The sequence below is a fragment of the Chryseobacterium sp. GVT01B genome, from assembly GCF_019970045.1.
Lineage (GTDB): Bacteria > Bacteroidota > Bacteroidia > Flavobacteriales > Weeksellaceae > Chryseobacterium.
Genome location: NZ_JAHXYI010000004.1, coordinates 333,083 through 357,737, shown reverse-complemented (window position 1 = coordinate 357,737; position 24,655 = coordinate 333,083). Strand labels below are relative to the sequence as shown.

The window sequence follows — 24,655 nt, the reverse complement described above, 5'->3', positions numbered from 1 at the left end:
AAAATTTATTATGCGAATAATCGCATCTAATTATTTATATTTGAGTAATGAATTCAGAAAGCGACTTTATCAAAACAGTTTTCGGGCTAAAACTGAAACAGCAGAGACAAAAGAAAAACTGGTCTCTGCAGGATCTTGCCGTAAAGACAGGATTATCAAAATCTTACCTTAACGAAATTGAAAACGGAAAAAAATATCCAAAACACGATAAAATCATCCAGCTTTCCGAAGCGCTGAGCTGTACTTTTGATGATCTGGTTTCTACCAAACTCGATAAGAGTCTGGCTCCTTTCAATGAAATTCTGCAATCAGATTTTTTCAAAGAAGTACCATTGGAGCTGTTCGGGATCAACAAAAACAATCTTATCAGCATTATCAGTGATGCTCCCAAAAAGGTGACGGCTTTCATCAACGCACTGATCGAAATTTCCCAGAATTATAATCTTGGTAAGGAAAGATTTTATTTTGCTGTATTAAGGTCATTCCAGGAACTTTATGACAATTATTTTCCGGAAATTGAAGAAAAAGTAATTCTGTTTACTCAGGAAAATCAGATAAAACCCGGAAAAAATTTAAAATCTGAAGTTCTTGAAAAAATTCTTACAGAAAAGTTTAGCTACACGATTCAATCTGAAGATTTTGAAAAATATGGAACCCTGGATAACCTCCGTTCGCTTTTTATTCCGGAGAAAAAACTATTACTGCTGAACCAAAAACTAGAAAAGGATCAGAAAACATTTATCCTCGCCAAAGAAATCGGATTCAATGTTCTGGAACTAAAAATACGTCCGAATACGTATTCATGGCTTGACTTTGGAAGTTTTGAGGAAATTCTGAACAATTTTTATGCATCTTATTTTGCAGGTGCTTTATTAATTTCAAAAGAGCCGGTCATTGAGAAAACATCGGAATTTTTCCAAAATAATATTTGGGAATCTAAAAATTTCGAGAATCTTATCAACAGTTTTACCCGTTCTCCTGAAACATTCTACTACCGACTGACTAATATTCTTTCGGCAGAAATGGGAATTAAAGATTTATTTTATCTGTGTCTGGTAAAAAAGAAAAATTCGGATAAGATTCAGATTTTAAAAGAACTTCATCTGAACCATCAGCAGGCTCCTCATGCCAATGCAACTAATGAACATTATTGCAGAAGGTGGATTGCTGTAAAAAATCTTGACCATTTAAAAGAAAATGAAACTCTTACGGATGCTCAAATTTCTCATTATAAAGATCAGGGAATAAGTTATCTTGTCATTTCCACTTCACAAAAGAATCCTTTTTCTGATGGAAGCAACAGAAGTTATTGCCTGGGTATTTTATTGAATTCCCAAACGATCAAAAAGATAAGTTTTATAAAATCTCCTTCTCTGAAAACCATCAATGTTGGAGTTACCTGTGAATCCTGCAGTATTGCAGATTGTGAAGTGAGACAAGCACCACCGGTAAGATTGGAAAAAGAACATTTTAATCTAAGCATGAAAAACGCTGTGGAGAAGATAAGGAAGAGGTTTGAGCATTAAAGGGTGAATAGTCAATGTTTTTGCGGGGTGCGTGACTCGTGGTGCGTGATTCGGGTTGATATTTTTAGTCTACGATACGAAAACAACTAACTTTCGAAGTGAAATTGACAATTTTTTATATCTTAGTAAAAACACACTATGATATTAGATATATTATTTCCCAACCGCTGCATCCACTGTAACAGAATCATTGATCCTGAACTTTTGGTATGTGATCTTTGTTTCAGCCAGATTTATTTTACCCACTATTCTTATTTTGAAAATAATCCGATCAAGGAAAAATGCAGTTTGTTTTTCCCTGTTGAAAACACCTTTGCTTTACTTCAATTTGAAGAGGAAAGCTTAAGCCGGCAGATTATCCATGAATTAAAATACAAAAGCCGGGAAAAAGCAGGAAAAATCATTGCCAACTGGACAACAGAACGCCTGGACTTCAAAAACGAGAAACCTGATCTTTTGGCAAGTGTACCGCTTCATCCAAAGAAACTCAAAGAGCGCGGATATAACCAGCTTCATTTATTCACAGAAACTTTAGCAGCATTTTATGACATCCCTTTTGACCATCAATTAATCAAAAGAAATCATTATTCAAAAGCACAGGCTTTAAAAGATAAGAAACACAGATTGGAAGCCTTCAATACATTCTCTATTACACAACCGGTTTCAGGAAAGCACATTCTTCTGATTGATGATGTTTTTACCACAGGAAATACCGTTTCATCGGTTGCATGGGAGATTTTAAATGCCGGAAATAATAAAGTGAGTGTATTGGTAATGGCGATGGATGTTTGAAAGAGATTGCGGGGTACGAGAGCCGAGATTCGAGGTTTAGGGATTTTCAGCGCGAATTATTTTTAAAAATATTCTCAAACTCTAGAACTCTCAAACCCTCGCACACACTTACCGAATCTATTTTCATCATTCAATTCTTTTTCCTAATTTTCCGGAAACTAAACAACTATGCCACATCTGCTTTTATTACACGGAGCTTTAGGTCACAGCGATATTTTTACGCCTTATCTGAATACTTTATCTCAATATTTTACGGTACACACTCCTCTGTTTTCAGGACATGGAAACCTTGAACTTCCATCTGAGGGGATTAGTATTGAAAAATACACTCAGGAACTATCAGAATATTGCGAAGTAAATAACTTGACAGATATATTTATTTTCGGGCACAGTATGGGAGGTTACACAGCGCTTTGTTACGCAATGAAAAGTCCTGAACATGTAAATTCTGTTATCACACTGGGAACAAAGTTTGACTGGACTGAAGAGCAGGCTTTGAAAGAAAGTAAAATGCTTAATCCTGATATCATTCTTGAGAAAATTCCACAGTATGCCCAACTTTTAGAGTCACAACACGGATTAAAATGGAAGCTGCTTCTACCTGCTATTGCAGATTTGATGATTGATTTGGGTAAAAATCCTCCTTTGGAAAATAATCTTGCGATGATTAACATTCCTATTCAGATCATGGTAGGAGATAAAGACAATATGGTAACAATCGAAGAGAGTTCAAGAGTTTACAGAAGTCTCCCGAATGCAAAACTGGCCGTACTTCCGGATACAAAACATCCACTGGATAAAGTACGACCAAGTCTATTGTTGAACTTAATAAAAGATTTCTGGAATCTTTCTTAAATTATCTTTGAAGTTTTTCTCCGTAGCTAAGATCTCCGGCATCTCCTAAACCAGGAGTAATATACCCTTTTGATGTTAACTCTTCATCTATAGCTCCTACCCAGATATGAGCTTCAGGATAGGCATTCTGAATGGTTTCCACTCCCTGTCTTGAAGCAATTGCTGCTACAATATGGAGCTGGGTTGGATTTCCATTGGTTAATAAATCTTTGATCGCTTCAATTAAAGAAGCTCCTGTTGCCAGCATCGGGTCTGCGACAATCAAAGGCCTGCCTTCAATGCTTGGGCAAGTCAGATAATCCTGTTTGATTGAGAAATAATCGTTGGCATCGTGTTTTCTATAGGCTGCTACAAAACCACAGTCTGCTCTATCGAGATAGTTCAGAATTCCTTCAAACAATGGAACTCCTGCTCTTAAAATAGTTGTAATAACCGGCTGTACAGCAATTTCCCTGCTTTTAATTGTATCTAAAGGAGTTTGAATTTCAACTTCTCTGTACTCCAGACCTTTACTGATTTCAAAAGCGGCAATCTCTCCAATTCTTTCCATATTTCTTCTGAATCTCATTCGATCATGCTGGATATTAACGTTTCTAAGTTCGTTAATCCATTCATTGACAAGAGAAAAGTGTTGCGATAAAATAGTAAGCATGAAAATTTTATTTTTAATTTCAGATAATTATTCCTGCAAAATTACAACTAAAAAACGAATTGAAAGATTGGACCTGGGGAGAAATAAAGCATATGAATAGAAATAAACCTATGCTATATACTATAATTATTCAATGATAAAAAATCTGGTTTTAGAGATAATTACGTGGTATTTTTGATTTTAAACTAAAAATCCGGCAAGTCAACTTACCGGATTTTCTATGAACAATTGTTCCTATTATTTTTGTCTGAAATATACTTCAATCGGAACTCCGGTAAACCCGAATTCTTTTCTCAGCTGGTTTTCAGTAAATCTTTTATAAGGTTCCTTCACGTACTGTGGAAGGTTACAGAAGAATACAAACTGTGGTGACGGCGTTGGAAGCTGCACACAATATTTGATCTTGATATATTTTCCTTTCAATGCCGGTGGCGGAGTATTTTCGAAGATTGGAAGCATTACTTCATTCAGTTTTGAAGTTTTAATCTTCTTCTTACGGTCTTCATAAACCTGCATTGCCACTTCTACAGCTTTTAAGATTCTCTGCTTTGTTAAAGCTGAAACAAATAGGATTGGAATATCCTGGAACTGACCGATTTTATCTTTGATTGATTTTTCGAAATCACGCATTGTATTGGTCTGCTTGTCTTCGATCAAATCCCATTTATTAACAAGGATTACAATTCCTTTTCTGTTTTTCTGAGCCAATCCGAAGATGTTCATATCCTGAGATTCCCATCCCTGTGTAGCATCCACCATAATGATCACTACGTCAGAATACTCGATAGAACGGATAGATCTCATTACAGAGTAGAATTCAAGGTCTTCATTTACCTTGGATTTTCTTCTCATCCCCGCTGTATCAACCAATACAAACTCATGTCCGAATTTGTTATATAAAGTCTGGATACTGTCTCTTGTAGTCCCTGCAATATCCGTTACGATATTTCTTTCAACATCCAATAAAGCATTGGTCATTGTAGATTTCCCTACGTTTGGACGGCCTGCAATAGTGATTTTAGGTAATCCTTCAAAAGGATCTTTATATTCTGTTGTTGGGAAGTCTCTAACAATATCATCTAAGATTTCTCCTGTTCCTGAGCCGGTAGCAGAAGAAAGAGTGTAATATTTATCAATTCCCAGCTGGTAGAATTCTGTTGCCGGAAGTTCTTCTTTGGCAGAATCTACTTTATTGATAACGATATAAATTGGTTTATTGGATCTTCTTAGTAAACTGTAAATTTCGTAGTCTGTATCAGTAAGTCCTTCTTCCACGTTCATCATAAAGATAATAGAAGTAGCCTCTTCTACAGCTAATTGTACCTGCTTACGGATTTCTTCTTCAAAGATATCATCTGTACCTACATCATAACCTCCGGTATCAATTACAGTAAAATCTACCCCGTTCCAGTCTGATTTTCCGTAGTGACGGTCTCTGGTAACACCAGCTGTAGAATCTACAATAGCTTCTCTTCTTTCTAATAAACGATTAAAAAGCGTGGATTTTCCTACGTTGGGACGTCCAACGATTGCGACAATATTTGACATAAAAAATGTTTAATAATCCTTCTGCTTATGCTCAGGATATGTTATTAATGGGTTACTCCAACTTTTGGAGCCCAATTTTTTGCAAAGATAAGGTTTTATTATTTAACAGAATGCTTCAGGATGGAAGCTGGAAGAAGAAGGCTGGAAGTTATTATTCAGTGGATAAATTAGCATAAACCCGACTCTTCAAATTGAGCAGGGAATATTCACCAACCTGCTGCTTATGGGTAGGAACAGATTTTTTAAAATTTTTATTAAAAATAATTATTTGGATATCAACAAGTAAAGCGTTTTACACTCTTATTATGTTAATTAATCTTTAATTTTGATTTTCATATTTAAAATAAATTCTATAATTTCGCATCATCGAAACAGACCTATAGTGTAACGGTAGCACTCCGGTTTTTGGTACCGTCAGTCGGGGTTCGAATCCCTGTGGGTCTACAAACCATCCTTTTTTAAGGATGGTTTTTGTTTTTATATCTTCATGACAAATCTTTAAATTGTAATTTGGTTCAGGAATAACGACAGAACAGGTCGAAAAAATTATTTAATCCTATAAAGAATCCGGCTAAAACTAAGTAAAATGACAGAATTAGAATTAAAAAACATCATGGAAATATGTAATAAGGCTACTCCATCTCCATGGACATCATATATTGAAGGAAGAGATCTTAATTCCGGATCCGGTTTTATAATGACCGGAGAAGAAGAAAACAGGGATTATGATATCGAATTCATTTCAATAAAGTCTAAGGATCAGGATTTCATTGCTATGGCAAGAAATGTAATTCCACTATTAGTAGATGAAATTATTAAATTAAAAAGAGATCAATAAAATAAATAAATCTTTCGCTAACCTTCAAAGTCAACGATAAATATAAAAACAACAGGCTGCCTTTTCAAGACAGCCTGTTTGTTATATGATTAAAAAGATTAAACCAGATCAAACCTATCCAGATTCATCACTTTCGTCCATGCTGCCACAAAGTCTTTTACAAACTTACCTTGTGCATCAGCACTTCCGTATACCTCAGCGATTGCTCTCAATTCAGAATTGGAACCGAAAACAAGATCGGCACGGGTAGCGGTCCATTTTGGCTGACCAGTTGAACGGTCACTTCCCATATAAAGTTGTTTGTCATCTGACATAGCTTTCCATTGCGTTCCCATATCTAAAAGATTTACGAAGAAATCATTGGTAAGAACTCCCGGACGGCTGGTGAATACGCCATGTTTTGAACCGTCAAAGTTCGTATCCAAAGCACGCATTCCACCTACTAATACTGTTAACTCAGGAGCTGTAAGCGTTAATAGCTGAGCTTTATCAATTAATAAAGATTCTGTAGACACCGTAAATCTTCTTTTCAGGTAATTACGGAATCCATCGGCAACAGGCTCAAGATATCCCATAGATTCTACATCAGTCTGTTCCTGAGAAGCATCCATTCTTCCTGGAGCAAAAGGAACTTTTACATCCTGTCCGACATTTCTTGCAGCAACCTCTACTGCGGCATTACCTGCCAAAACAATCAGGTCAGCCAATGATATTTTTTTACCTCCGTTTTGAGAATCGTTGAATTCTTTTTGAATTCCTTCCAGCACGTTTAATACTTTATTCAATTGAGAAGGATTATTTACTTCCCAGCTTCTTTGAGGTTCCAGTCTGATTCTCGCTCCATTGGCACCACCACGTTTATCACTTCCTCTGAAAGTAGATGCTGATGCCCAGGCAGTAGATATAAGCTCAGAATTACTTAATCCAGAATTTAAAACTTTTGATTTTAATGCCTCCACATCATTTCCATCTACTAATTCATGATTCACTTCCGGAATAGGATCCTGCCAAATTAATTCTTCCTGTGGAACATCCGGTCCCAGATAACGGGCACGTGGTCCCATATCTCTGTGTGTCAGTTTAAACCATGCTCTTGAAAAAGCATCGGCAAAGGCATCAGGATTTTCGTAAAAATGTCTTGAAATTTTTTCATAAACAGGATCCAGTCTCAATGAAAGGTCTGTTGTAAGCATTGTTGGCTTATGCTTTTTGTCAGCATCAAATGCATCAGGAATAATATCTGCTCCATCCTTTGCTATCCATTGGTGAGCTCCGGCAGGGCTTTTTGTTAATTCCCATTCATTTTCAAAAAGATTTTTAAAGAAGTAATTACTCCATTGAGTCGGAGTTTCTGTCCAGGTCACTTCCAGACCACTGGAAATAGCATCTCTACCGCTTCCGGATTTATAGCTGCTCGACCATCCTAATCCCTGTTGTTCAATTCCTGCCCCTTCAGGCTCTTTTCCTACATGATCTGCAGGGCCCGCTCCGTGAGTTTTACCGAAAGTATGTCCTCCGGCAATCAAAGCAACCGTTTCTTCATCATTCATCGCCATACGGCCGAAAGTATCGCGGATATCTTTAGCGGCAGCAATAGGATCTGGATTTCCGTCCGGACCTTCAGGGTTTACATAAATAAGTCCCATTTGTACGGCTGCCAATGGATTTTCAAGATTTCTTGAATGAATATCTCCGTCTGCATTATCATCGGTAGGAAGAACTGCTGATTGTCCTTCTACTACTCCTTCTGAACCATGAGCATAACGTAAGTCACCTCCCAGCCATGTTTTTTCTGATCCCCAATATACATCGGAATCCGGTTCCCAAACGTCTGCACGTCCTCCGGCAAATCCAAATGTTTTGAAGCCCATAGATTCAAGAGCAATGTTTCCGGTAAGAATTAAAAGGTCTGCCCATGAGATATTTCTGCCATATTTCTGCTTGATTGGCCATAGTAATCTTCTGGCTTTATCAAGACTTACATTATCCGGCCAGCTGTTTAACGGTGCAAAACGTTGTTGTCCAGCTCCTGCTCCACCTCTACCATCTCCTACTCTATAAGTTCCGGCACTGTGCCATGCCATACGAATAAATAAAGGACCATAATGACCAAAATCTGCCGGCCACCAATCCTGGGAATCTGTCATTAATGCATGAAGATCTTTTTTAACCGCCTCAAGATCCAGGCTTTCAAATGCTTTGGCATAGTCAAAATCCTTATCCATAGGATCAGAAAGGGAAGAATGCTGGCGAAGTAGATCTACTCTAAGCTGATCCGGCCACCAATCAGAATTCTGGGTTCCGCCACCTGCTACACTCTTTTTCATTGTTCCGTTATGAAACGGGCATTTGCTGATGTCATTCAAATCTTTTTCCATTGTCGTTTATTTTATTTTTTATGTTGATTAATACAGTTTCAATTTTTTGTTGTAAGAACATGACAAACCTACAACGTTTGACTGATAAATACAATCTATTAATTTTTATTTCAATGATAGTTAAAAACTATAAACATGTATTTCTGACAGCATCAGAACTAAGGCAAAATTGTGGTATTAAGTTAATCATTTTTCAGATTAACTTAATTAAAAACAGCAGTATAGCGTTCAATTTAGAATTACTCAACGTAAGTATTTATAAAAAAAGGAAGAAAGAAGCTTGGGGAAGGAAGTATAATAGCATCTTCCAACTTTATATCACTAAAAATAAATTAACTACCTTTATCTTTACCAAACATGAATACTATCTCTATGAAAAAAATAATCGTTGTTCTGCTTGTTGCTTTTATTATCATTCAGTTTTTTCCGATTGACAAAACAAATCCACCTCCTACTCCTGGCATGGATTTTCTGAAGATTAAAAACACTCCGGAAAAAATTGCCAGTACTATAAGAACCTCATGCTACGACTGTCATTCCAATGAAACAGCATATCCATGGTATACCAATATTTCACCGGCTTCATGGTGGGTAAAAAATCATATTAACGAAGGCAGGAAACATCTTAATTTTTCTACCTTTGCAGTATATGAGCCTAAAAGGCAACTTCATAAACTGGAGGAATGTATAGAGATGGTTGAGAAAAAAGAAATGCCGCTTGAGTCTTATTATTTGGGACATCAGAACGCCAAACTATCGGATGAACAGCGTGCAGAGCTTAGCCAATACTTCAAAAAGGTTAAAGAAGATACAGAAAGAAGGATCATGTTTAATAAATAAAGTCGTGGAAAACTGGGAAAATAAACATATTGTGTTTTTTGACGGAGATTGCGGAGTCTGTAATTTCTGGGTGCAGTGGATTTTGGAGCGGGATAAGAAAGACAAATTCATGTTTGCTTCTCTTCAATCTGAATTCGGACAGCAGTTTTTATCCGAAAGAGGTCTGGAAACAAATGTCTTCAATACAATGTACCTATGGAAACCGGGACAATATTATCAGATTAAATCACGGGCAGTACTGGAAATCGCCAACTTACTGGGAGGAGTGTATAAACTTTCTTTTGTAGGAAAAATTCTGCCGGCATTTTTGAGTGATAAGGTATATGATATCATTTCCAGAAACAGGATGAAACTGGCTAATCAAAAATGTTATTTACCGGATCAGCACCAGAAGAAAAAGTTTATTCAGGTGTAATTTTATCTTATAGAAAATTTCTTTCTAATTATTATAAAATATCATTCCGTAAGAGTTTCCTACAATATGTACTATAAATAATGCATTGTAGAGATTCCTACGGAATGACAAATAAGACGTATAGTTGTTTTTATTTAATGTTTAATGGAGGTTAAACTGAAGAACAGTCTTTTACCAGCTTAATCAATTATCAATTATCAATTATTACTTACAAATTAAGCGACCATACAGAATAAGAATTCGGCGGACACTGGATTTTCACCCATTTATCACCTTGAGTAGTCGGGTACCAAGTTGAATTTCCGGTAAAATCTTTAATCTGCTGGCTGCTCCAGTTGGTTTCTATCCATCTTTCCTGCCAGCTTGATGATGTATTGATATATACAACCAGCCCGGGATTTCCATTGTATCCGTTTCTTCTTGCGATATATTCATCATTATCGGTATACAGGATAGAGGTTGTTCCGGTAGCTTTATTGTTATGAATCCAGATCAGATTGTTTAGCCTTTCCTTATTCAGCCATTCTTCATAATCTCTGTAAAAAATGGTTGGATATCCTTCGTGGGTCAAGATGTAGGCATAGGCCGGCATTTTATTGTAAATGATATCTGTGTCATGATTGGCCACAAAAGTGACTGCTTTGTATGGATTTCTTTTCCACATCATATCATCATTCAGAACGTTTAAATTTCCGTTGTCAAAAGCTTCGTCCATTTTATAATAAGCCGCAAAATCAAATACTGAACTGTTTGCATTATTGGCCCACCATTCCAGAGTATTTACGTTGGAATCCCACAATTCACCAACGGAGAATCCACCTACTTTAGAATTCCAGGTATTGACTACCCAAGGGCCGAACCCTTTAACGTAATCAAATCTCCAGCCGTCAAATTTCATCACATTTTTATAATATTTTGCGACAGAATCATCTCTTCCCCAAAGCCAGTCTTGCACATGGGGGTTCGCATGAGAGAGATCGGGAAATCCACCAAAAGCCCCTTCGTCATTATTTCCGTAGGCATTTTTATAAAAATCATTGTAGTTTCTTTGAAATTTTCCGGAAGCAACGCCTGAGAAATCAGTCCAGGTATTGGTTCCGGTGAAAGGATTCGCTTCGGATTGTCCACCACTGTTATGATTGATCACTATATCTGCGTACACCTGCATACTTTCTGCGTGCGCTTTTGTAATCAATGCTTCAAGCTCTGTTCTTGATCCGAAACGGGTTTCCACACTTCCATTCTGATTAAAATTTCCAAAATCATAATAATCCGTAGGATCATATCCCATAGAGTAAGCTCCGTTCTGTGCTTTTGAAGCCGGAGGGAGCCATACGGCACCAATTCCGGCATCAGACCATGCGGTTAATTTATCTTTAACAGTATTCCACCAGTTGCCCCCTTCAGGAACATCCCAGTAAAAACCTTGCATCAGAACTCCTCCACCCGGCCCGGATACAAATTTACCGTTTGTAGATCCGAAATCCTTTCCGGTGCTGAAAGGACGTCCGTCATGATGAGTGACATTCACCGTTTTGTTATGAACTTCTTCCTGTCTGGAAGTTTCATTAATCAATTCATCTCTGTTCTGGCAAGAGCTGACTAATGCTAAAGCCAATAGGGAAAGGAAAAAATATGTTTTTTTCATCGTAATAATTAATTATCAATCTATTAAACAAGATACAATTTTATTGAAAACAAATTCAATTGAATGGGAAATATTTTAATTTTCAACAATAAATCAAGAAGAAAATCATTTAAAAATTTCATTAAAAAATCATAAATTTTTCAGATTCTCGAAACAATTTTTCTTTTAATCCATATATTTGCATACTATGGAATACAATACCCAAAAAACTCAGCTTCATATGCCGGAATACGGCAGAATTATACAACAGTTGGTTGAGCGCTGCAAAGAACTTCCTACCAAAGAGGAAAGGAACGAAATGGCTATGGCAATCATCGATTTTATGGGTCAGAGAAACCCACAACTTCGCGACGAGGAAAATTATAAACATAAACTTTGGGACCATCTTTATATTCTTGCTAATCATGATCTGGATGTAGATTCTCCATATCCGTTCCCTACTCCGGAACAATTGGCAGAAAAACCTAAAAGAATGGAATATCCAAAACTTCAGGGTGACTTTAAGTTTTATGGAAAAAGTATTCTTCAATTGATAGAAAAAGCAATTGAACTGGAAACGGGTGATGAAAAAGAAGCCCTTATCGAGGTAATTGCCAACAATATGAAGAAATCTTATAATGTCTATAATAAAGAACATGTGACGGATGATGTTATTTTCCGCCATCTGAAAGAACTGTCTGAAAACAGGCTGGACCTTACCGGAATAGATTCTCTTGAAAAAAGTAAAATCTATTACACCAGCAATAACAACAACAGGAATAATAACAATAACAACAGGAATAACAACAGTAATAAAAATAACAACAGCAACCAGCCAAACAAAAGAAGGCATAATAACAATCATAAAAACAGAAAATAATGAGTGGAACATTTCAAATAAGAGGAGGAAAAAGACTGCAGGGCGAAATAACTCCACAAGGGGCCAAGAACGAGGCTTTACAAATTTTATGTGCGGTACTCCTTACGGACGAAGAAGTAAGAATCAAAAATATTCCGGATATTCATGATGTGAACAGACTGATTGAAATTCTTGGAGATTTTGGGGTAAAAATTACTAAAAACGGACAGGGAGATTATACTTTCAAGGCTGATCAGGTAAATTTTGATTACATAAAATCTAACGAGTTCAAAAAAGACGGAGCAAAATTACGTGGATCCATTATGCTGATGGGGCCGATGCTTGCCCGTTATGGAGAAGCTTATATGCCGACTCCGGGAGGTGATAAAATCGGAAGAAGAAGACTGGATACCCACTTTCAGGGACTTGTTGAATTAGGTGCTGAATTCAATTATGATGAAGATGAATATTTCTATTCTTTAAAGGCTAAAGAATTAAGAGGAAAATTCATCTTATTGGAAGAAGCTTCTGTTACCGGAACTGCTAATATTGTAATGGCAGCAGCTTTAGCAAAAGGAAAAACAAGAATCTATAACGCAGCCTGCGAACCTTACCTTCAGCAATTATGTAAAATGCTGAACAGAATGGGGGCTAATATCTCAGGAATCGGATCTAATCTTCTTACCATTGAAGGAGTAGATTATCTTAGAGGAACAGAGCATACAATGCTTCCGGATATGGTAGAAATCGGATCATGGATTGGTCTTGCAGCTATGACGAAATCTGAAATTACCATCAAAAATGTAAACTGGAACCAGCTTGGTGTTATCCCGAATACATTCAGAAAATTAGGAATCGAACTTGAACAGAGTGGTGATGATATCTATATTCCTGCTCAGGAACATTATAAAATTCAGAAGTTTATTGACGGATCTATCCTTACTATTTCGGATGCTCCATGGCCAGGATTTACACCGGATTTATTATCTATTATTTTAGTGGTAGCTACTCAGGCAAAAGGAAGTATTCTGGTTCATCAGAAAATGTTTGAATCCAGATTATTCTTTGTTGATAAATTAATTGATATGGGTGCTCAGATCATTTTATGTGATCCGCACAGAGCTACGGTAATCGGGTTGAACCAGGAAGCTCCTTTAAGAGGAACAACAATGGTTTCTCCGGATATCAGAGCCGGAAATGCACTTCTTATTGCGGCACTTTCTGCAGAAGGGAAATCAATTATCCACAATATCGAGCAAATCGACAGAGGATATGAGAATATTGATGGAAGGTTGAAAGCAATTGGTGCTGATATCGAAAGAATTTAAAATTATTTTATTTAATAATAGGAAAGCGTTCAGATTACTCTGAACGTTTTTTTCTTTTTTACCACCCCGTCAAAAATTCTTTGAATTTTCGCCACCCCTCCGGAGGAGGGGAATTTTGTCCCGGCCAATAATTATTCTGTTTTAATTTACTTTTAGTGTAAAATAAAAAGTGCCCGGTAATAAACCGGACACTTTGAGTAATTAAAACTATATGAATCTCACTTAAAAATACTTTCTGCAGATATACTCCACCGTTGTATTCATAAGTTTATTTTTATTCAGATAGATCTCAAGCTGCTGAAAATCTTCTGAACTTACATTAATATATAACTGTACTGAACCAAAACTATATCCGTTCACATACTCTACATTAGCGGATAACACTCTATGACAGATGCCCAATTGATTGTAGATGGTATTCATTAAATGCTCAAATTTCATTTTGCCATTCAACTCTATTTCCAATAACAATTCTTTTTTAGGCAGGTTAATTTTATTTTGTAAAACCTGCAGGCCCGGATTAGGTGTAATCATCGCTAAACATTTTTTGGTTAAACTTCTATGATCATATTGCGTTCTGCATTAAATCTGTGACAAAAATATAAAAAAATATTAGTCCACCAAATTAGTAGACTAATATTTTTAAAAATTTAACATAAAAAAAGAAGCCTGTCCAGCTTCTCTCAGTATTTTAATAGTTTCCTAGTCTTTCTAATTTATCAGACCCGGCAAGTCCGTTAGGGTTACAACCTGGCTCTCCTTCAGGGACTTTGAGACTTTTTTTGGTATAGAATTCTTCCCAGAATGCATTTGTTTTTCCTGTTTTGGGATCAATGAATGTCATAGGTTCCAGTTTGAAAATATTTCCTGCCCGAAAAGATCTTTCCACAAAATCTGAACAGTAATACGAATTTTCATCCAGGATATAATTGAAATTATAAGGCTTCCCCAACATGGAATGCGCTTTTTTAATAGCTTCAGGAATTTTATTCTGATATTCCGGCTTTAAACGATAAATAATCACCTCCTGCCCGTCTTCTTTTTGATCTTTTATAAAATCCTTCAGATCCTGTTTTTGAGAACCTCCTTTCGGAGCAGCATGCAAAACAAACATTTTGCTGCCTTCTTTTTCCAAAATTCCTATATGATCAAATGAAGCAGTTTTTTGTTTTTGAGTAACATTATTAATAGCACCAGAAAGCCCCGATTCTTTAGCTGTTACAAAAAGCAGATCCCCGTTTTTGAGCTGTACATTACCGGAATAAGAACTTTTACACTGCATCAATAATATCATCAGACAGGATAAAAGGCCAACAACAGTAATTTGCTTTATTCTTTTTTTAATTCTAAATTCAGACATTCGATTATACTTTCGGGACCAAAATTACAAAATAGAATTCATTACATTTGTGGGAATATTGATCTATTCTTCACATCAACCCAAACATTTCCAAGATTCTTATGCCACATATTTTATTAGTTGAAGACGATGACAGACTTTCCAAACTGATTGCAAAAGGATTTCAGGAAGCTGAATTTGAGGTAACCGTGGCTTATGATGGAAACACAGGCATGAAGCTGGCTTTGCAGACGAATTTTGATCTGGTAGTGACTGATATTGTATTACCTAAAAAAGACGGTCTGGAATTTTGTAATGAAATCAAAACTCTGAAACCTGATCTTCCGGTCATTATGCTTACGGCATTGGGAACCACTGATGACAAACTGGAAGGCTTTGATGCCGGAGCCGATGATTATCTGACCAAACCTTTTGAAATGCGTGAACTGGTAGCAAGAATCAAAGTGCTTCTGAAACGCTTTTCGCAACAGAGACAGCAAAAAGTTTCCGCTCTGAAATATGAGGGTATTGAAATGAATCTGGAACAGAAAACAGTAAGCCGGGATCATACTCCTATAAAACTGACTCCGAAAGAATTTAATCTTTTAAAATTCATGCTGGAGAATTCCGAAAGAGTGCTTTCCCGAAGTGAAATTGCAGAGAAAGTTTGGGAGACCCACTTTGACACGGGCACTAATTTTATTGATGTCTATATCAATTACCTTAGAAAAAAAATAGATAAAGATTTTGAAACGAAACTGATCCACACCAAAGCCGGAATGGGATTTATTCTGAAAAAAGACTACGAATCAGGCCTTGTACAGTAAGCATTATGAACTAAAAATACCCGGATGAAAATAAGAACCCGACTTACGCTGCTTTTTACCTTAATCACTGCAATGCTTTTGGGGGTTTACAGCGTTTCGATCTATTATTCATCCAAAGAAGCCAGAGAGAAATCTTTTTACAGCGAACTTCAGAACGAAGCCATTGCCAAAGCGGATTTATTTTTCCGGAGTTCATTGCCTGAACAGGAAATGCACAAGCTTTATAAAAACAATACCAGAACGCTTAATGAAGTTCAGGTAGCGATTTATGATATTAATAAGCAACTCGTTTATCATGACGATGCCAAAGTAGATTATGTAAAGGAAACTCCGGAAATGCTTTCGCAGATATTCCAGAAAAAGAGAATCAATTTCTTTTTAAACGATTTACAAGTGATTGGAATGGTGTATCATTATGAAGGAAAAACTTACGCAGTCACCGCAGCCGCTTATGATCAATATGGGTATGAATATCTCACTCATCTTCTTACCATCAGCATTATCGCCTTCTTCAGTATTTTAATATTGATTTATCTGGCCGGGATATTTCTCTCTAAAAAAGCATTGAGCCCACTGAGTGAAATGGTCAATCAAATCAAAAAAATCACAGCCGGAAAATTACAATTAAGACTTAAAACAACGAAAGAGAAAGACGAACTCAATGAGCTTGCCCAGAACTTTAACGGAATGCTGGAAAGACTTGAGAACTCTTTTGATTCACAAAAGCATTTCGTATCAAACATTTCACATGAACTGAGAACGCCATTATCTGCGATTATTACTGAACTGGAATTGGCTTCCGAGAAGGATAAAACCAAAGAGGAATACAAGGAAACCATTCAATATGCCCTGAATGACGCCCGAAATATGGTAAAACTATCCAACAGCTTAATGGATCTTGCCAAAGCAAGCTATGACCCCAATGAAATCAGTTTTTCTGAAGTGCGCCTGGATGAAGTTCTTCTGGAATCTTACAGCAAAATAATAAGAGAAAATTCAGAATATAAAGTATCACTGAACATCGAAGATTCAATAGAAGAACACCAGCTGGTCATTCAGGGAAATGAATATCTGCTGCAGGTTGCTTTTAATAATCTTATTGACAATGCCTGTAAATATTCTCCGGAACATAGTTGCCTTATAGATGTCAGATCTCATTCTGAATGTCTTAAAATAAGCTTTATCAATTCAGGGAATATGATTCTTAAGGAAGATTTACAGCATATTTTCGAGCCATTTTTCAGAAGTGAAACAACCAGACAGGAAAAAGGCCACGGAATAGGATTGTTCCTCACCAAAAAAATTATTCTGCTCCACAATGCAAAAGTGACAGCAATATCGGATCATAACGAAACTATTTTCACGGTAGAGTTTATGATTAGTTGATGTATCAACACTTCATTCAAATTTATTTGAATCTTAATTTCCTTTAAAACCTTAATTAGCTTAATGGTTAAAAAAATTCCATACCTCTCTACTCATGAGCAAGAGATTTCTTATTGAAAACTGTAGTTCCTATGCTGGCAGCAATCACACATGCGATAGAAATCCACTGTAAAAAAGATAATTCTTCAGCAAGAAAAATCAATCCCGAAAGTGCTGCAAATGCTGGTTCCAGGCTCATCAGAATACTGAAAGTCTTAGCAGGAAGTCTTTTCAAAGCCATAATTTCCAACGAAAAAGGTAAAGCACTCGAAAGAATAGCCACACCAAGTCCTTTAACAAAAATAGTGGGCGTAAGATTAAAAACCGCTCCATCCCAAATCGTAAAGGGAATAATTACCATACTCGCAAATATCATCCCGGTCGTTACCGCATCTTTTCCATCCATTATTTTTGAAACCTTTCCACCCATGATGATGTAAACAGCCCAGAACATTCCCGCAAGAAAAGCAAGCCCAAGTCCCAGCAAATCAACGTGATCATTTTGCCATGGCACAATCAACAGAATTCCAACACAGGCAAGTAATGCCCATACAACGTCCAGCAATTTCCGGGACAAAGCCAGGGCAAGAAATAATGGACCTGCAAATTCCACAGTAACCGCCAATCCCAACGGAATCCTTTGAATCGCCATATAAAAAATAAGATTCATAGCGGCTAGACCTATTCCGTACATCGCACAGTATTTCCATTTCAGTCTGTCAAACTGTAAAAATTTCGGACGGTTAATCAACGTAAGCAAAACAGCAGAAAGTACAATTCTTAAAGTAACCGTACCAATAACTCCAATGGCCGGAAAAAGCTGCTTCGCAATGGAAGCTCCTCCCTGTACACAAATGATCGCTAAAAGCGTAGCTGGTATTGCTATGTTTGATTTTTTCATTTCTAAAATATATAATTCTAAAGATTTTGGAAAGAAGTTTCCGAGATTCAACAGACTTTTTTTTATACGATAAATCGTGAAATTCATCATATAAAACTAACTGCCCCAAATGTATTGAAATTTTATCTTTTACAATGGATACAGTTTGCATTTATTAATAAGATCTAAAAAATAATCAGTTCTCATTTCATCATTAAAAAAACAGGAAAACATTTTCTCTAATGATTTTATAATAATATTCTAAAGCTTTTCTAACGGTAAAAAAACGTGTTACTATTTACTTTTGCACAGTAAAAAATAAAGCATATGGACGCAGATCCTTACAGTAATTATCAATCTTAAAAGCTTTAGTTGTACTCACTTTTCCCGTACAGCTGAAAAGCTTTATAAAAACAGGAAAAGTTATGAATACATTTGAATTTACCCTTCGTTTACTGACCGCTTTCTGTCTGGGAGCCGGTATAGGTTTTGAAAGACAGTGGCGCAAAAAAAATGCCGGTCTCAGAACCAACACTCTGGTATGTATCGGTTCTGCTGCATTCGTATTGATTGCTATCAGAATTGGTGGCGATGCAGCCGGAAGAATCACCTCTTATATTGTCAGCGGAATAGGTTTCCTAGGTGGCGGTGTCATCATGAAAGACGGTCTTACCGTAAGAGGATTAAATACTGCCGCCACATTATGGTGTTCCGCAGCCATAGGCGCATTGTGTGCTTTGGGATATCCTGTGGAAGCTCTCATCACAGTTCTCTTTATTGTTTCTACCAATATATTCCTGAGACCTGCTTTATCCTCTCAGAAGGAAACAAGGGGCAAAAAATGGCTCAGCACTAAGAAAAATAACAAAGAAAAAGTAAAAATCAGCAATAGCACACAATTGTATTAAGATCATGAAAAAGATAATCGTAAGTAGTCTTATTCTCTTTGCAGTTTCCTGTAAGGACAATACACCTCAGCAAAACAAAGAACCGGAAATAGTAATAAAGGGCGATCACGTCACTGTTCCGGAAAACAATCCCATTTTCAAAAAAATTAAAACACAGGTTGTTACCGAACAGAAACACAGTGATGGCGTAATCTCAGCAGGAACTATTCAGGCGATTCCAAATCATTATGCAGAAATTGCCAGCCCTTTTTCCGGAAGAATTACCCGGTCATTTATTCAGCTCGGACAAAATATTTCTGCCGGAAGCCCTCTTTTCGAGATCCTTTCTTCAGATTATTTTTCAGTTCAGAAAGATTATACGGATGCTCTGAATGATGTACAGCTTGCTGAAAAAAATTACAGACGCCAGCAGGACCTCGTTAAACACGGAGTAGGCATCCAGAAGGAACTGGACGAGGCAGAAACCGATTTTAAAAATAAAAGAACATCTCTTTCCAACGCATCTTCAGCTTTAAAGGTTTATAACAGCAAAGGAGGAGGGATAGGAAGTCCTCTCATTGTAAGAGCTCCTATCAACGGCGAAATTATTTCCAACAAAATTGTAAACGGACAATATCTGAAGGGAGATGCAGATCCGGTAATGATTATCGCAGAATTATCAAAAGTCTGGATTTCCGGTGATGTAAAGGAAAAAGACATTCGCTTTGTCAACACCGGAGATCAGGTTTCTGTAAAGGTAAGTGCTTATCCGGACAGAAATATTACCGGAAAAGTATACCACATCAATGAAATTGTAGACGAAGATACCCGAAGTATCAAAGTACTTATTGAATGCGATAATCCTGACAGAAAATTAAAACCTGGAATGTACGCTACCGTGAACTTCTCAACAACTCCTGAAAAAACAGTGATGATTCCCGTAACCGCTTTGATGCAACAGGACAGTTCTCAATATATCTGGGTAAAAACAGGAAAGAGCCAATTTACCAGACGTCCTGTGACCACGGGAGAAACAGATCAGAAAACAGTAAGGATTATATCAGGATTAAAACCTGGAGAAACCATCATGACTGAAGGAGGAATTTATATGCTGGATGCGAAATAATGTAAAATGATGCGAAATCAAGAACTATGAAAAAATTACTAACAATCTCTATACAGAAAAGATGGCTGATGCTGGCTCTCTTCCTTTTACTGGGATTCTTCGGGTATTATTCCTGGACCAGATTATCCATAGAAGCCTATCCTGACATTGCGGACGTAACTTCCCAGGTGGTAACACAGGTTCCCGGACTCGCTGCTGAAGAAGTGGAACAGCAAATCACAATCCCTTTGGAAAGATCTCTGAACGGACTTCCCGGAATGCATGTGATGAGAAGCAAAAGTACCTTCGGACTTTCCATTATCACTATGGTTTTCGATGACGGGATAGATGATTACTGGGCAAGGCAACGTATTCAGGAAAGACTGACGGATGTGGAGCTTCCTTATGGTGCACAGCCAGGATTAGATCCCCTCACCTCTCCCATTGGCGAAGTCTATCGTTATATTATCGAAAGCAACAACCACAGTCTGCGGGAATTGACGGATTTACAAAAGTTTGTCATCATTCCCCGTATCAAACAGCTGTCAGGAATTGCTGATGTAACTAATTTCGGAGGAATTACCACTCAGTTTCAGATCGAGCTGGATCCGCATAAGCTTGAACAATACGGATTATCTCTGTCTGAAGTTACCGAAACAATCTCCAAAAACAATGTAAGTGCAGGAGGAAGCATGCTTCCAAGAGGAAATCTTGCCTATGTTATCCGTGGAATAGGTTTGGTAAAAGACTTGGATGATCTTGGAAAAATTGTGATAAAAACTCAAAATGGAGTTCCTGTTTTTCTTAATGACGTAGGAACATTGAAATACGGAAATCTGGAAAGAAAAGGAATTCTTGGCTATACAGATCGAAAACGAAATTATTCTGAGAGTGTGGAAGGAATTGTACTTTTATTAAGAGGACAAAACCCTTCACAGGTCCTGGAGGGTGTGCATGAAGCAATCGAAGAACTGAATAACGAAACACTTCCTCCCGGAGTAAAAATTCATCCTTTTCTGGATAGAACAGATCTTGTAAAAACTACTCTTACTACCGTTTCCCATACCCTTACCGAAGGAATTGTACTGGTTATTATCGTTCTGATTGTATTTCTTGGAAGCTGGCGGGGAGCATTGCTGGTGGCGATTACCATTCCGCTTTCTTTATTATTCGCTTTTATACTCATGCATTTTACCAATATTCCGGCCAATCTCCTTTCATTGGGAGCGATTGATTTCGGGATCATTGTAGACGGAGCTATCGTCATGCTGGAAACCATTCTCAAGAAACGGGAAGAAAATTCGGAAGAAACACTGGAAGAAAAGACCATTACCCAAAGAGTGATTGAGGTAGCAAAACCTATTTTCTTTTCAACCATTATTATCATTACCGCTTATCTGCCCTTGTTTGCATTTGAAAGAGTAGAGAAAAAATTATTTACCCCTATGGCTTTTACTGTTGGATATGCTCTATTGGGAGCCCTTGCCGTTGCACTGCTTCTAATTCCTGGATTAGCTTATGTGATCTATCGGAAACCACAGAAAATCTATCACAATAAATGGCTGGAGAAAATAAGCACAGCCTATGGAAAAAGCATTGAAAAAATAATGCAGACTCCTAAAAGAGTAATCATTCCTATTATGATAGTTCTGATTTCTGCCGGAATTCTCTCCTGGCATGTGGGAAAAGATTTTCTTCCCGAATTGGATGAAGGTTCCATCTGGCTGCAGGTACAGTTACCTCCTGGAATTTCTTTAGCCAAATCAAAAGAAATGAGTGATACTTTGCGTGCCCGTACCCTGAAGCATCCTGAAATCACTTATATGATGATTCAGGCAGGACGTAATGATGATGGTACTGACCCATGGACCGCTTCCCACTTTGAAGTATCCATTGGAATAAAGCCTTACAGCGAATGGCCTTCAGGAAAAACAAAAGCAGACCTCATCAAAGAACTTGCCGCAGATTATAAAGACATGCCGGGATTCACCGTTGGCTTTTCACAACCGATGATTGACGGAGTAATGGATAAAATCTCAGGAGCACACAGCGAACTTGTAGTAAAAGTATATGGAGAAGATTTCAAGGAAACCAGACGTATTGCAGAAAATGTATTATCCACATTAAATACCATTCCAGGTTCTGCAGATCTTGCTATCGATCAGGAACCGCCGTTACCTCAACTGCAGATTATTGCCAACAGAGACAAGATTGCTCAATATGGACTGAATGTAGCAGATGTTGCCGACCTTATTGAAGTAGCATTGGGAGGAAAAGCCATTTCTCAGATCTTTATCGGCAATAAAGTGTATGATATTTCCTGCCGTTATACAGAAGACAGCCGCGATACGCCGGATAAAATCGGAAATCTGATGCTGACTTCAGCTTCAGGAGCAAAAATACCACTGTCTCAGGTGGCAGAAGTAAAATTAAGCACAGGAGAAAGTACCATTACCAGAGAAATGAACAAACGTCATCTTACCGTAAAGCTGAATCTGAGAGGAACTGATCTTTCTTCTTTCCTGAAAAAAGCACAGGATAAAATTGAAAAAGATATCAGATACGATCACGAAAAATACCAGATCAAATGGGGCGGGCAGTTTGAAAATCAAAACAGGGCTTATTCCAGACTGGCATTTATCGTTCCGCTGGCATTGGCAATCATGTTTCTTTTATTATATGGTGCATTTGGAGATTTCAGACAGGCTTTGGTACTGATGTCTATTGTTCCACTGGCTTTATTTGGCGGAATGCTGGCGCTCAATATCCGGGAAATGTCTCTGAATGTATCTTCAGCCGTAGGATTTATTGCATTGTTCGGAGTTGCCATCCAGAACGGAGTCATTATGATTTCTCATATCAACGATCTGCGTAAGAAAGGGTATGAACTGAAAGAGGCCGCCATCAAGGGAGCAAAAGACCGTTTCAGACCTGTATTGATGACCGCAACAGTTGCTGTAATCGGATTATTTCCGGCATCATTAGCTACAGGAATAGGTTCTGATGTACAGCGTCCACTTGCAACTGTCATTGTTTATGGACTGATGTTCTCCACTATTTTAACCCTATTCGTATTGCCGGCTATTTATTTTATGGCTGAACGCCAAAACGAAAAACAAAATTTAGAATCAGATGAAAATTAGAGTTCGTTTTATCATATTATCTCTCGTATTGCTTAGCATCACAGGGATGAAGGCACAGAAAAAAGAACTTTTATCATTCGAAGAATACCTGAGCCTTGTCGGAAATAAAAATCTGGGATATGCTTCTCAAAAATACAATGTAAGTATGGCCGAAGCTGCTATCCAGACCGCCAATATGTTTCCTGACCCTCAACTGGAAATGGAAACCACCAATAACGGTGTGAATCAGAATATGGGATATGTGTATGGTGCATCACTCGGTTGGACCCTTGAATTGGGTGGTAAAAGAAAAGCCAGGGTAAATCTGGCAAAGAATCAATCGGAGCTGAGCAAAATACAATTGCAGGATTTTTTCAGAAACCTTCGTGCAGATGCAAGTTTAGGATATATTGACGCTTTAAAATCCAGGGCTTTGCTTGAAGTACAACAGGATTCTTATCAAAATATGCAGCAATTGGCAAAGTCCGACAGTATCCGTTATAGATTGGGAACTATATCACTTGTGACGTCCAAACAAAGTAAGCTGGAAGCTGCTTCCCTTCTCAATGAAGTATATCAGGCTGAAAGTGCAGAACAGCAGGCGCTCACCAGTTTATCGGTTTTTCTTGGAGAAAGCAAAATTACAGACAGAGATGTTGCCGGAGATTTTAATGCGTTCAACAGGTATTTTAGTATTGATGATCTCACTCTTCAGGCCTTAAATGAACGAGCAGATTTATTGGCAGCCAGACAAAATACAGAGGTTGCCAAAAGTCAGATCAGCCTTGAAAAAGCTAATAGAGTTATAGATTTAGGCATCAGTGCCGGAGCAGAGCGGCATACCGAAGCTACGAATGAAATTGCCCCTTCTCCCACTGTAAATGCTGTTAAAATGGGCATTAGCATTCCTTTGAAATTTTCCAACAGAAGAAATGCAGGATTGAAAATTGCAGAAATGGCTCATTCTCAGGCAGAAGTTGAGTACAAACAAATCGAACAAGGGATAAAAGCTGAAGTCATTCAGGCTTATCAGCAATATGCAGCCACTCAGAAACAGCTCAGACAATTTCATAACGGAATGCTTACGGAAGCACAAAGTATTCTGGAAGGAATCACCTACAGCTACAAAAGAGGAGAAAGCTCTATCCTTGAAGTACTGAATGCCCAGAGAACGTATAACAATGTAAGAAAAGATTATTATCAGGCTCTTGCAGATAATGCAGCTGCTTTGATTGAGCTAGAACGTAAAGTGGGAATCTGGGATATTCATTTTTAGAAAGGAAGAGGGAAACTGGAGGATGGAAGTTTCCGGAAGCCGATGGATAGATGAAAATCATTTTATTAATTTGGAGACTATATACAATTTTACACCATTGTCATTCTGACAAAGGAAGAATCCCACGTAAAGCTTA

General features: G+C 37.5%; 21 protein-coding genes, 1 tRNA gene and 1 pseudogene. 16 read left to right on the top strand and 7 right to left on the bottom strand.

Annotation, left to right across the window (positions count from 1 at the left end; all coding sequences use genetic code 11):
- Positions 1 to 47: 47 nt before the first annotated feature.
- From LC457_RS11485 to LC457_RS11475, 3 genes are all read left to right on the top strand, one after another.
- On the top strand, positions 48 to 1,526 hold the full coding sequence (locus LC457_RS11485) for a helix-turn-helix domain-containing protein (RefSeq protein ID WP_223599953.1): 1,479 nt from the start codon (positions 48 to 50) through the stop codon (positions 1,524 to 1,526).
- A 138-nt stretch (positions 1,527 to 1,664) separates the two neighbouring features.
- Positions 1,665 to 2,318 carry a ComF family protein gene (locus LC457_RS11480; protein ID WP_223599952.1) on the top strand — a complete coding sequence of 218 codons (654 nt, stop codon included), beginning with the start codon at positions 1,665 to 1,667 and terminating at the stop codon, positions 2,316 to 2,318.
- A gap of 168 nt (positions 2,319 to 2,486) precedes the next feature.
- Entirely contained in the window at positions 2,487 to 3,173 is a 687-nt protein-coding gene (locus tag LC457_RS11475; protein ID WP_223599951.1) for an alpha/beta fold hydrolase, read from the top strand.
- Between the two features lies 1 nt (position 3,174).
- Here LC457_RS11475 and upp read toward each other — a convergent pair whose 3' ends face one another.
- Both upp and der read right to left on the bottom strand, forming a co-directional pair.
- Entirely contained in the window at positions 3,175 to 3,825 is a 651-nt protein-coding gene (gene upp / locus LC457_RS11470; protein WP_047420720.1) for a uracil phosphoribosyltransferase, read from the bottom strand.
- Between the two features lie 237 nt (positions 3,826 to 4,062).
- On the bottom strand, positions 4,063 to 5,373 hold the full coding sequence (der, locus tag LC457_RS11465) for a ribosome biogenesis GTPase Der (RefSeq protein ID WP_149386964.1): 1,311 nt from the start codon (positions 5,371 to 5,373) through the stop codon (positions 4,063 to 4,065).
- 5 nt (positions 5,374 to 5,378) lie between these two features.
- Here der and LC457_RS11460 point away from each other — a divergent pair, with 5 nt between their 5' ends.
- The 3 genes from LC457_RS11460 to LC457_RS11450 all read left to right on the top strand — a co-directional run bounded on the left by LC457_RS11460 (position 5,379) and on the right by LC457_RS11450 (position 6,211).
- Positions 5,379 to 5,549: a hypothetical protein gene (locus tag LC457_RS11460; RefSeq protein ID WP_223599950.1), complete on the top strand. Its 171-nt coding sequence runs from the start codon at positions 5,379 to 5,381 to the stop codon at positions 5,547 to 5,549.
- 197 nt (positions 5,550 to 5,746) lie between these two features.
- Positions 5,747 to 5,817: transfer RNA gene (locus LC457_RS11455), tRNA-Gln, on the top strand.
- Between the two features lie 142 nt (positions 5,818 to 5,959).
- Positions 5,960 to 6,211 (top strand): hypothetical protein, encoded by a 252-nt coding sequence (locus LC457_RS11450; RefSeq protein ID WP_223599949.1) that lies wholly within the window; start codon positions 5,960 to 5,962, stop codon positions 6,209 to 6,211.
- Between the two features lie 98 nt (positions 6,212 to 6,309).
- On the opposite strand, the gene katG is transcribed toward LC457_RS11450, so the two are convergent.
- Positions 6,310 to 8,589 (bottom strand): catalase/peroxidase HPI, encoded by a 2,280-nt coding sequence (gene katG / locus LC457_RS11445; RefSeq protein ID WP_223599948.1) that lies wholly within the window; start codon positions 8,587 to 8,589, stop codon positions 6,310 to 6,312.
- Positions 8,590 to 8,961: 372 nt separating this feature from the next.
- Between katG and LC457_RS11440 the strand changes: the two genes are divergently transcribed.
- Together LC457_RS11440 and LC457_RS11435 are read left to right on the top strand one after the other, a co-directional pair.
- Positions 8,962 to 9,429, top strand: coding sequence for a heme-binding domain-containing protein (locus LC457_RS11440; protein WP_223599947.1), 468 nt, complete (start codon positions 8,962 to 8,964; stop codon positions 9,427 to 9,429).
- A 4-nt stretch (positions 9,430 to 9,433) separates the two neighbouring features.
- Complete coding sequence (locus LC457_RS11435) at positions 9,434 to 9,844, top strand: DCC1-like thiol-disulfide oxidoreductase family protein (protein WP_223599946.1); 411 nt, start codon at positions 9,434 to 9,436, stop codon at positions 9,842 to 9,844.
- A gap of 208 nt (positions 9,845 to 10,052) precedes the next feature.
- Here LC457_RS11435 and LC457_RS11430 read toward each other — a convergent pair whose 3' ends face one another.
- The gene (locus tag LC457_RS11430; RefSeq protein WP_223599945.1) at positions 10,053 to 11,492 is read right to left on the bottom strand and encodes an alpha-amylase; all 1,440 of its coding nucleotides are present in this window, start codon (positions 11,490 to 11,492) and stop codon (positions 10,053 to 10,055) included.
- A gap of 187 nt (positions 11,493 to 11,679) precedes the next feature.
- Between LC457_RS11430 and LC457_RS11425 the strand changes: the two genes are divergently transcribed.
- Together LC457_RS11425 and murA are read left to right on the top strand one after the other, a co-directional pair.
- On the top strand, positions 11,680 to 12,351 hold the full coding sequence (locus LC457_RS11425) for a DUF4290 domain-containing protein (protein ID WP_149833446.1): 672 nt from the start codon (positions 11,680 to 11,682) through the stop codon (positions 12,349 to 12,351).
- Positions 12,351 to 13,658: a UDP-N-acetylglucosamine 1-carboxyvinyltransferase gene (murA, locus tag LC457_RS11420; protein WP_223599944.1), complete on the top strand. Its 1,308-nt coding sequence runs from the start codon at positions 12,351 to 12,353 to the stop codon at positions 13,656 to 13,658. Before LC457_RS11425 ends, murA begins: the two co-directional genes overlap by 1 nt.
- A 222-nt stretch (positions 13,659 to 13,880) precedes the next feature.
- On the opposite strand, the gene LC457_RS11415 is transcribed toward murA, so the two are convergent.
- Together LC457_RS11415 and LC457_RS11410 are read right to left on the bottom strand one after the other, a co-directional pair.
- Complete coding sequence (locus tag LC457_RS11415) at positions 13,881 to 14,192, bottom strand: NIL domain-containing protein (RefSeq protein WP_047378941.1); 312 nt, start codon at positions 14,190 to 14,192, stop codon at positions 13,881 to 13,883.
- Positions 14,193 to 14,349: 157 nt separating this feature from the next.
- On the bottom strand, positions 14,350 to 15,018 hold the full coding sequence (locus tag LC457_RS11410; RefSeq protein WP_223599943.1) for a YiiX/YebB-like N1pC/P60 family cysteine hydrolase: 669 nt from the start codon (positions 15,016 to 15,018) through the stop codon (positions 14,350 to 14,352).
- A 101-nt stretch (positions 15,019 to 15,119) separates the two neighbouring features.
- Between LC457_RS11410 and LC457_RS11405 the strand changes: the two genes are divergently transcribed.
- Together LC457_RS11405 and LC457_RS11400 are read left to right on the top strand one after the other, a co-directional pair.
- Positions 15,120 to 15,824, top strand: coding sequence for a response regulator transcription factor (locus LC457_RS11405; protein WP_223599942.1), 705 nt, complete (start codon positions 15,120 to 15,122; stop codon positions 15,822 to 15,824).
- Positions 15,825 to 15,848: 24 nt separating this feature from the next.
- Positions 15,849 to 17,210 carry an ATP-binding protein gene (locus LC457_RS11400; RefSeq protein ID WP_223599941.1) on the top strand — a complete coding sequence of 454 codons (1,362 nt, stop codon included), beginning with the start codon at positions 15,849 to 15,851 and terminating at the stop codon, positions 17,208 to 17,210.
- A gap of 88 nt (positions 17,211 to 17,298) precedes the next feature.
- Here LC457_RS11400 and LC457_RS11395 read toward each other — a convergent pair whose 3' ends face one another.
- Complete coding sequence (locus LC457_RS11395; protein WP_223599940.1) at positions 17,299 to 18,150, bottom strand: DMT family transporter; 852 nt, start codon at positions 18,148 to 18,150, stop codon at positions 17,299 to 17,301.
- A gap of 404 nt (positions 18,151 to 18,554) precedes the next feature.
- On the opposite strand from LC457_RS11395, the pseudogene LC457_RS11390 reads away from it, so the two are divergent.
- The 4 genes and pseudogenes from LC457_RS11390 to LC457_RS11375 all read left to right on the top strand — a co-directional run.
- A pseudogene (locus LC457_RS11390) lies at positions 18,555 to 18,935 on the top strand (MgtC/SapB family protein); the annotation flags it as partial.
- 106 nt (positions 18,936 to 19,041) lie between these two features.
- Positions 19,042 to 20,142, top strand: a complete 1,101-nt coding sequence (locus tag LC457_RS11385; protein WP_223599938.1) for an efflux RND transporter periplasmic adaptor subunit — start codon at positions 19,042 to 19,044, stop codon at positions 20,140 to 20,142.
- Positions 20,143 to 20,168: 26 nt separating this feature from the next.
- Complete coding sequence (locus LC457_RS11380; RefSeq protein ID WP_223599937.1) at positions 20,169 to 23,264, top strand: efflux RND transporter permease subunit; 3,096 nt, start codon at positions 20,169 to 20,171, stop codon at positions 23,262 to 23,264.
- Positions 23,254 to 24,519 (top strand): TolC family protein, encoded by a 1,266-nt coding sequence (locus tag LC457_RS11375; protein ID WP_223599936.1) that lies wholly within the window; start codon positions 23,254 to 23,256, stop codon positions 24,517 to 24,519. Before LC457_RS11380 ends, LC457_RS11375 begins: the two co-directional genes overlap by 11 nt.
- Positions 24,520 to 24,655: the final 136 nt, after the last annotated feature.

Coding starts and splice junctions, on each gene's coding strand:
- LC457_RS11400 (WP_223599941.1), top strand. CDS start 15,849: ATGAAAATAAGAACCCGACTTACGCTGCTTTTTACCTTAATCACTGCA.
- der (WP_149386964.1), bottom strand. CDS start 5,373: ATGTCAAATATTGTCGCAATCGTTGGACGTCCCAACGTAGGAAAATCC.
- LC457_RS11380 (WP_223599937.1), top strand. CDS start 20,169: ATGAAAAAATTACTAACAATCTCTATACAGAAAAGATGGCTGATGCTG.
- LC457_RS11375 (WP_223599936.1), top strand. CDS start 23,254: ATGAAAATTAGAGTTCGTTTTATCATATTATCTCTCGTATTGCTTAGC.
- LC457_RS11405 (WP_223599942.1), top strand. CDS start 15,120: ATGCCACATATTTTATTAGTTGAAGACGATGACAGACTTTCCAAACTG.
- LC457_RS11480 (WP_223599952.1), top strand. CDS start 1,665: ATGATATTAGATATATTATTTCCCAACCGCTGCATCCACTGTAACAGA.
- upp (WP_047420720.1), bottom strand. CDS start 3,825: ATGCTTACTATTTTATCGCAACACTTTTCTCTTGTCAATGAATGGATT.
- LC457_RS11475 (WP_223599951.1), top strand. CDS start 2,487: ATGCCACATCTGCTTTTATTACACGGAGCTTTAGGTCACAGCGATATT.
- LC457_RS11410 (WP_223599943.1), bottom strand. CDS start 15,018: ATGTCTGAATTTAGAATTAAAAAAAGAATAAAGCAAATTACTGTTGTT.
- LC457_RS11395 (WP_223599940.1), bottom strand. CDS start 18,150: ATGAAAAAATCAAACATAGCAATACCAGCTACGCTTTTAGCGATCATT.
- LC457_RS11425 (WP_149833446.1), top strand. CDS start 11,680: ATGGAATACAATACCCAAAAAACTCAGCTTCATATGCCGGAATACGGC.
- LC457_RS11485 (WP_223599953.1), top strand. CDS start 48: ATGAATTCAGAAAGCGACTTTATCAAAACAGTTTTCGGGCTAAAACTG.
- katG (WP_223599948.1), bottom strand. CDS start 8,589: ATGGAAAAAGATTTGAATGACATCAGCAAATGCCCGTTTCATAACGGA.
- LC457_RS11450 (WP_223599949.1), top strand. CDS start 5,960: ATGACAGAATTAGAATTAAAAAACATCATGGAAATATGTAATAAGGCT.
- LC457_RS11440 (WP_223599947.1), top strand. CDS start 8,962: ATGAAAAAAATAATCGTTGTTCTGCTTGTTGCTTTTATTATCATTCAG.
- murA (WP_223599944.1), top strand. CDS start 12,351: ATGAGTGGAACATTTCAAATAAGAGGAGGAAAAAGACTGCAGGGCGAA.
- LC457_RS11430 (WP_223599945.1), bottom strand. CDS start 11,492: ATGAAAAAAACATATTTTTTCCTTTCCCTATTGGCTTTAGCATTAGTC.
- LC457_RS11415 (WP_047378941.1), bottom strand. CDS start 14,192: ATGATTACACCTAATCCGGGCCTGCAGGTTTTACAAAATAAAATTAAC.
- LC457_RS11460 (WP_223599950.1), top strand. CDS start 5,379: ATGTTTAATAATCCTTCTGCTTATGCTCAGGATATGTTATTAATGGGT.
- LC457_RS11385 (WP_223599938.1), top strand. CDS start 19,042: ATGAAAAAGATAATCGTAAGTAGTCTTATTCTCTTTGCAGTTTCCTGT.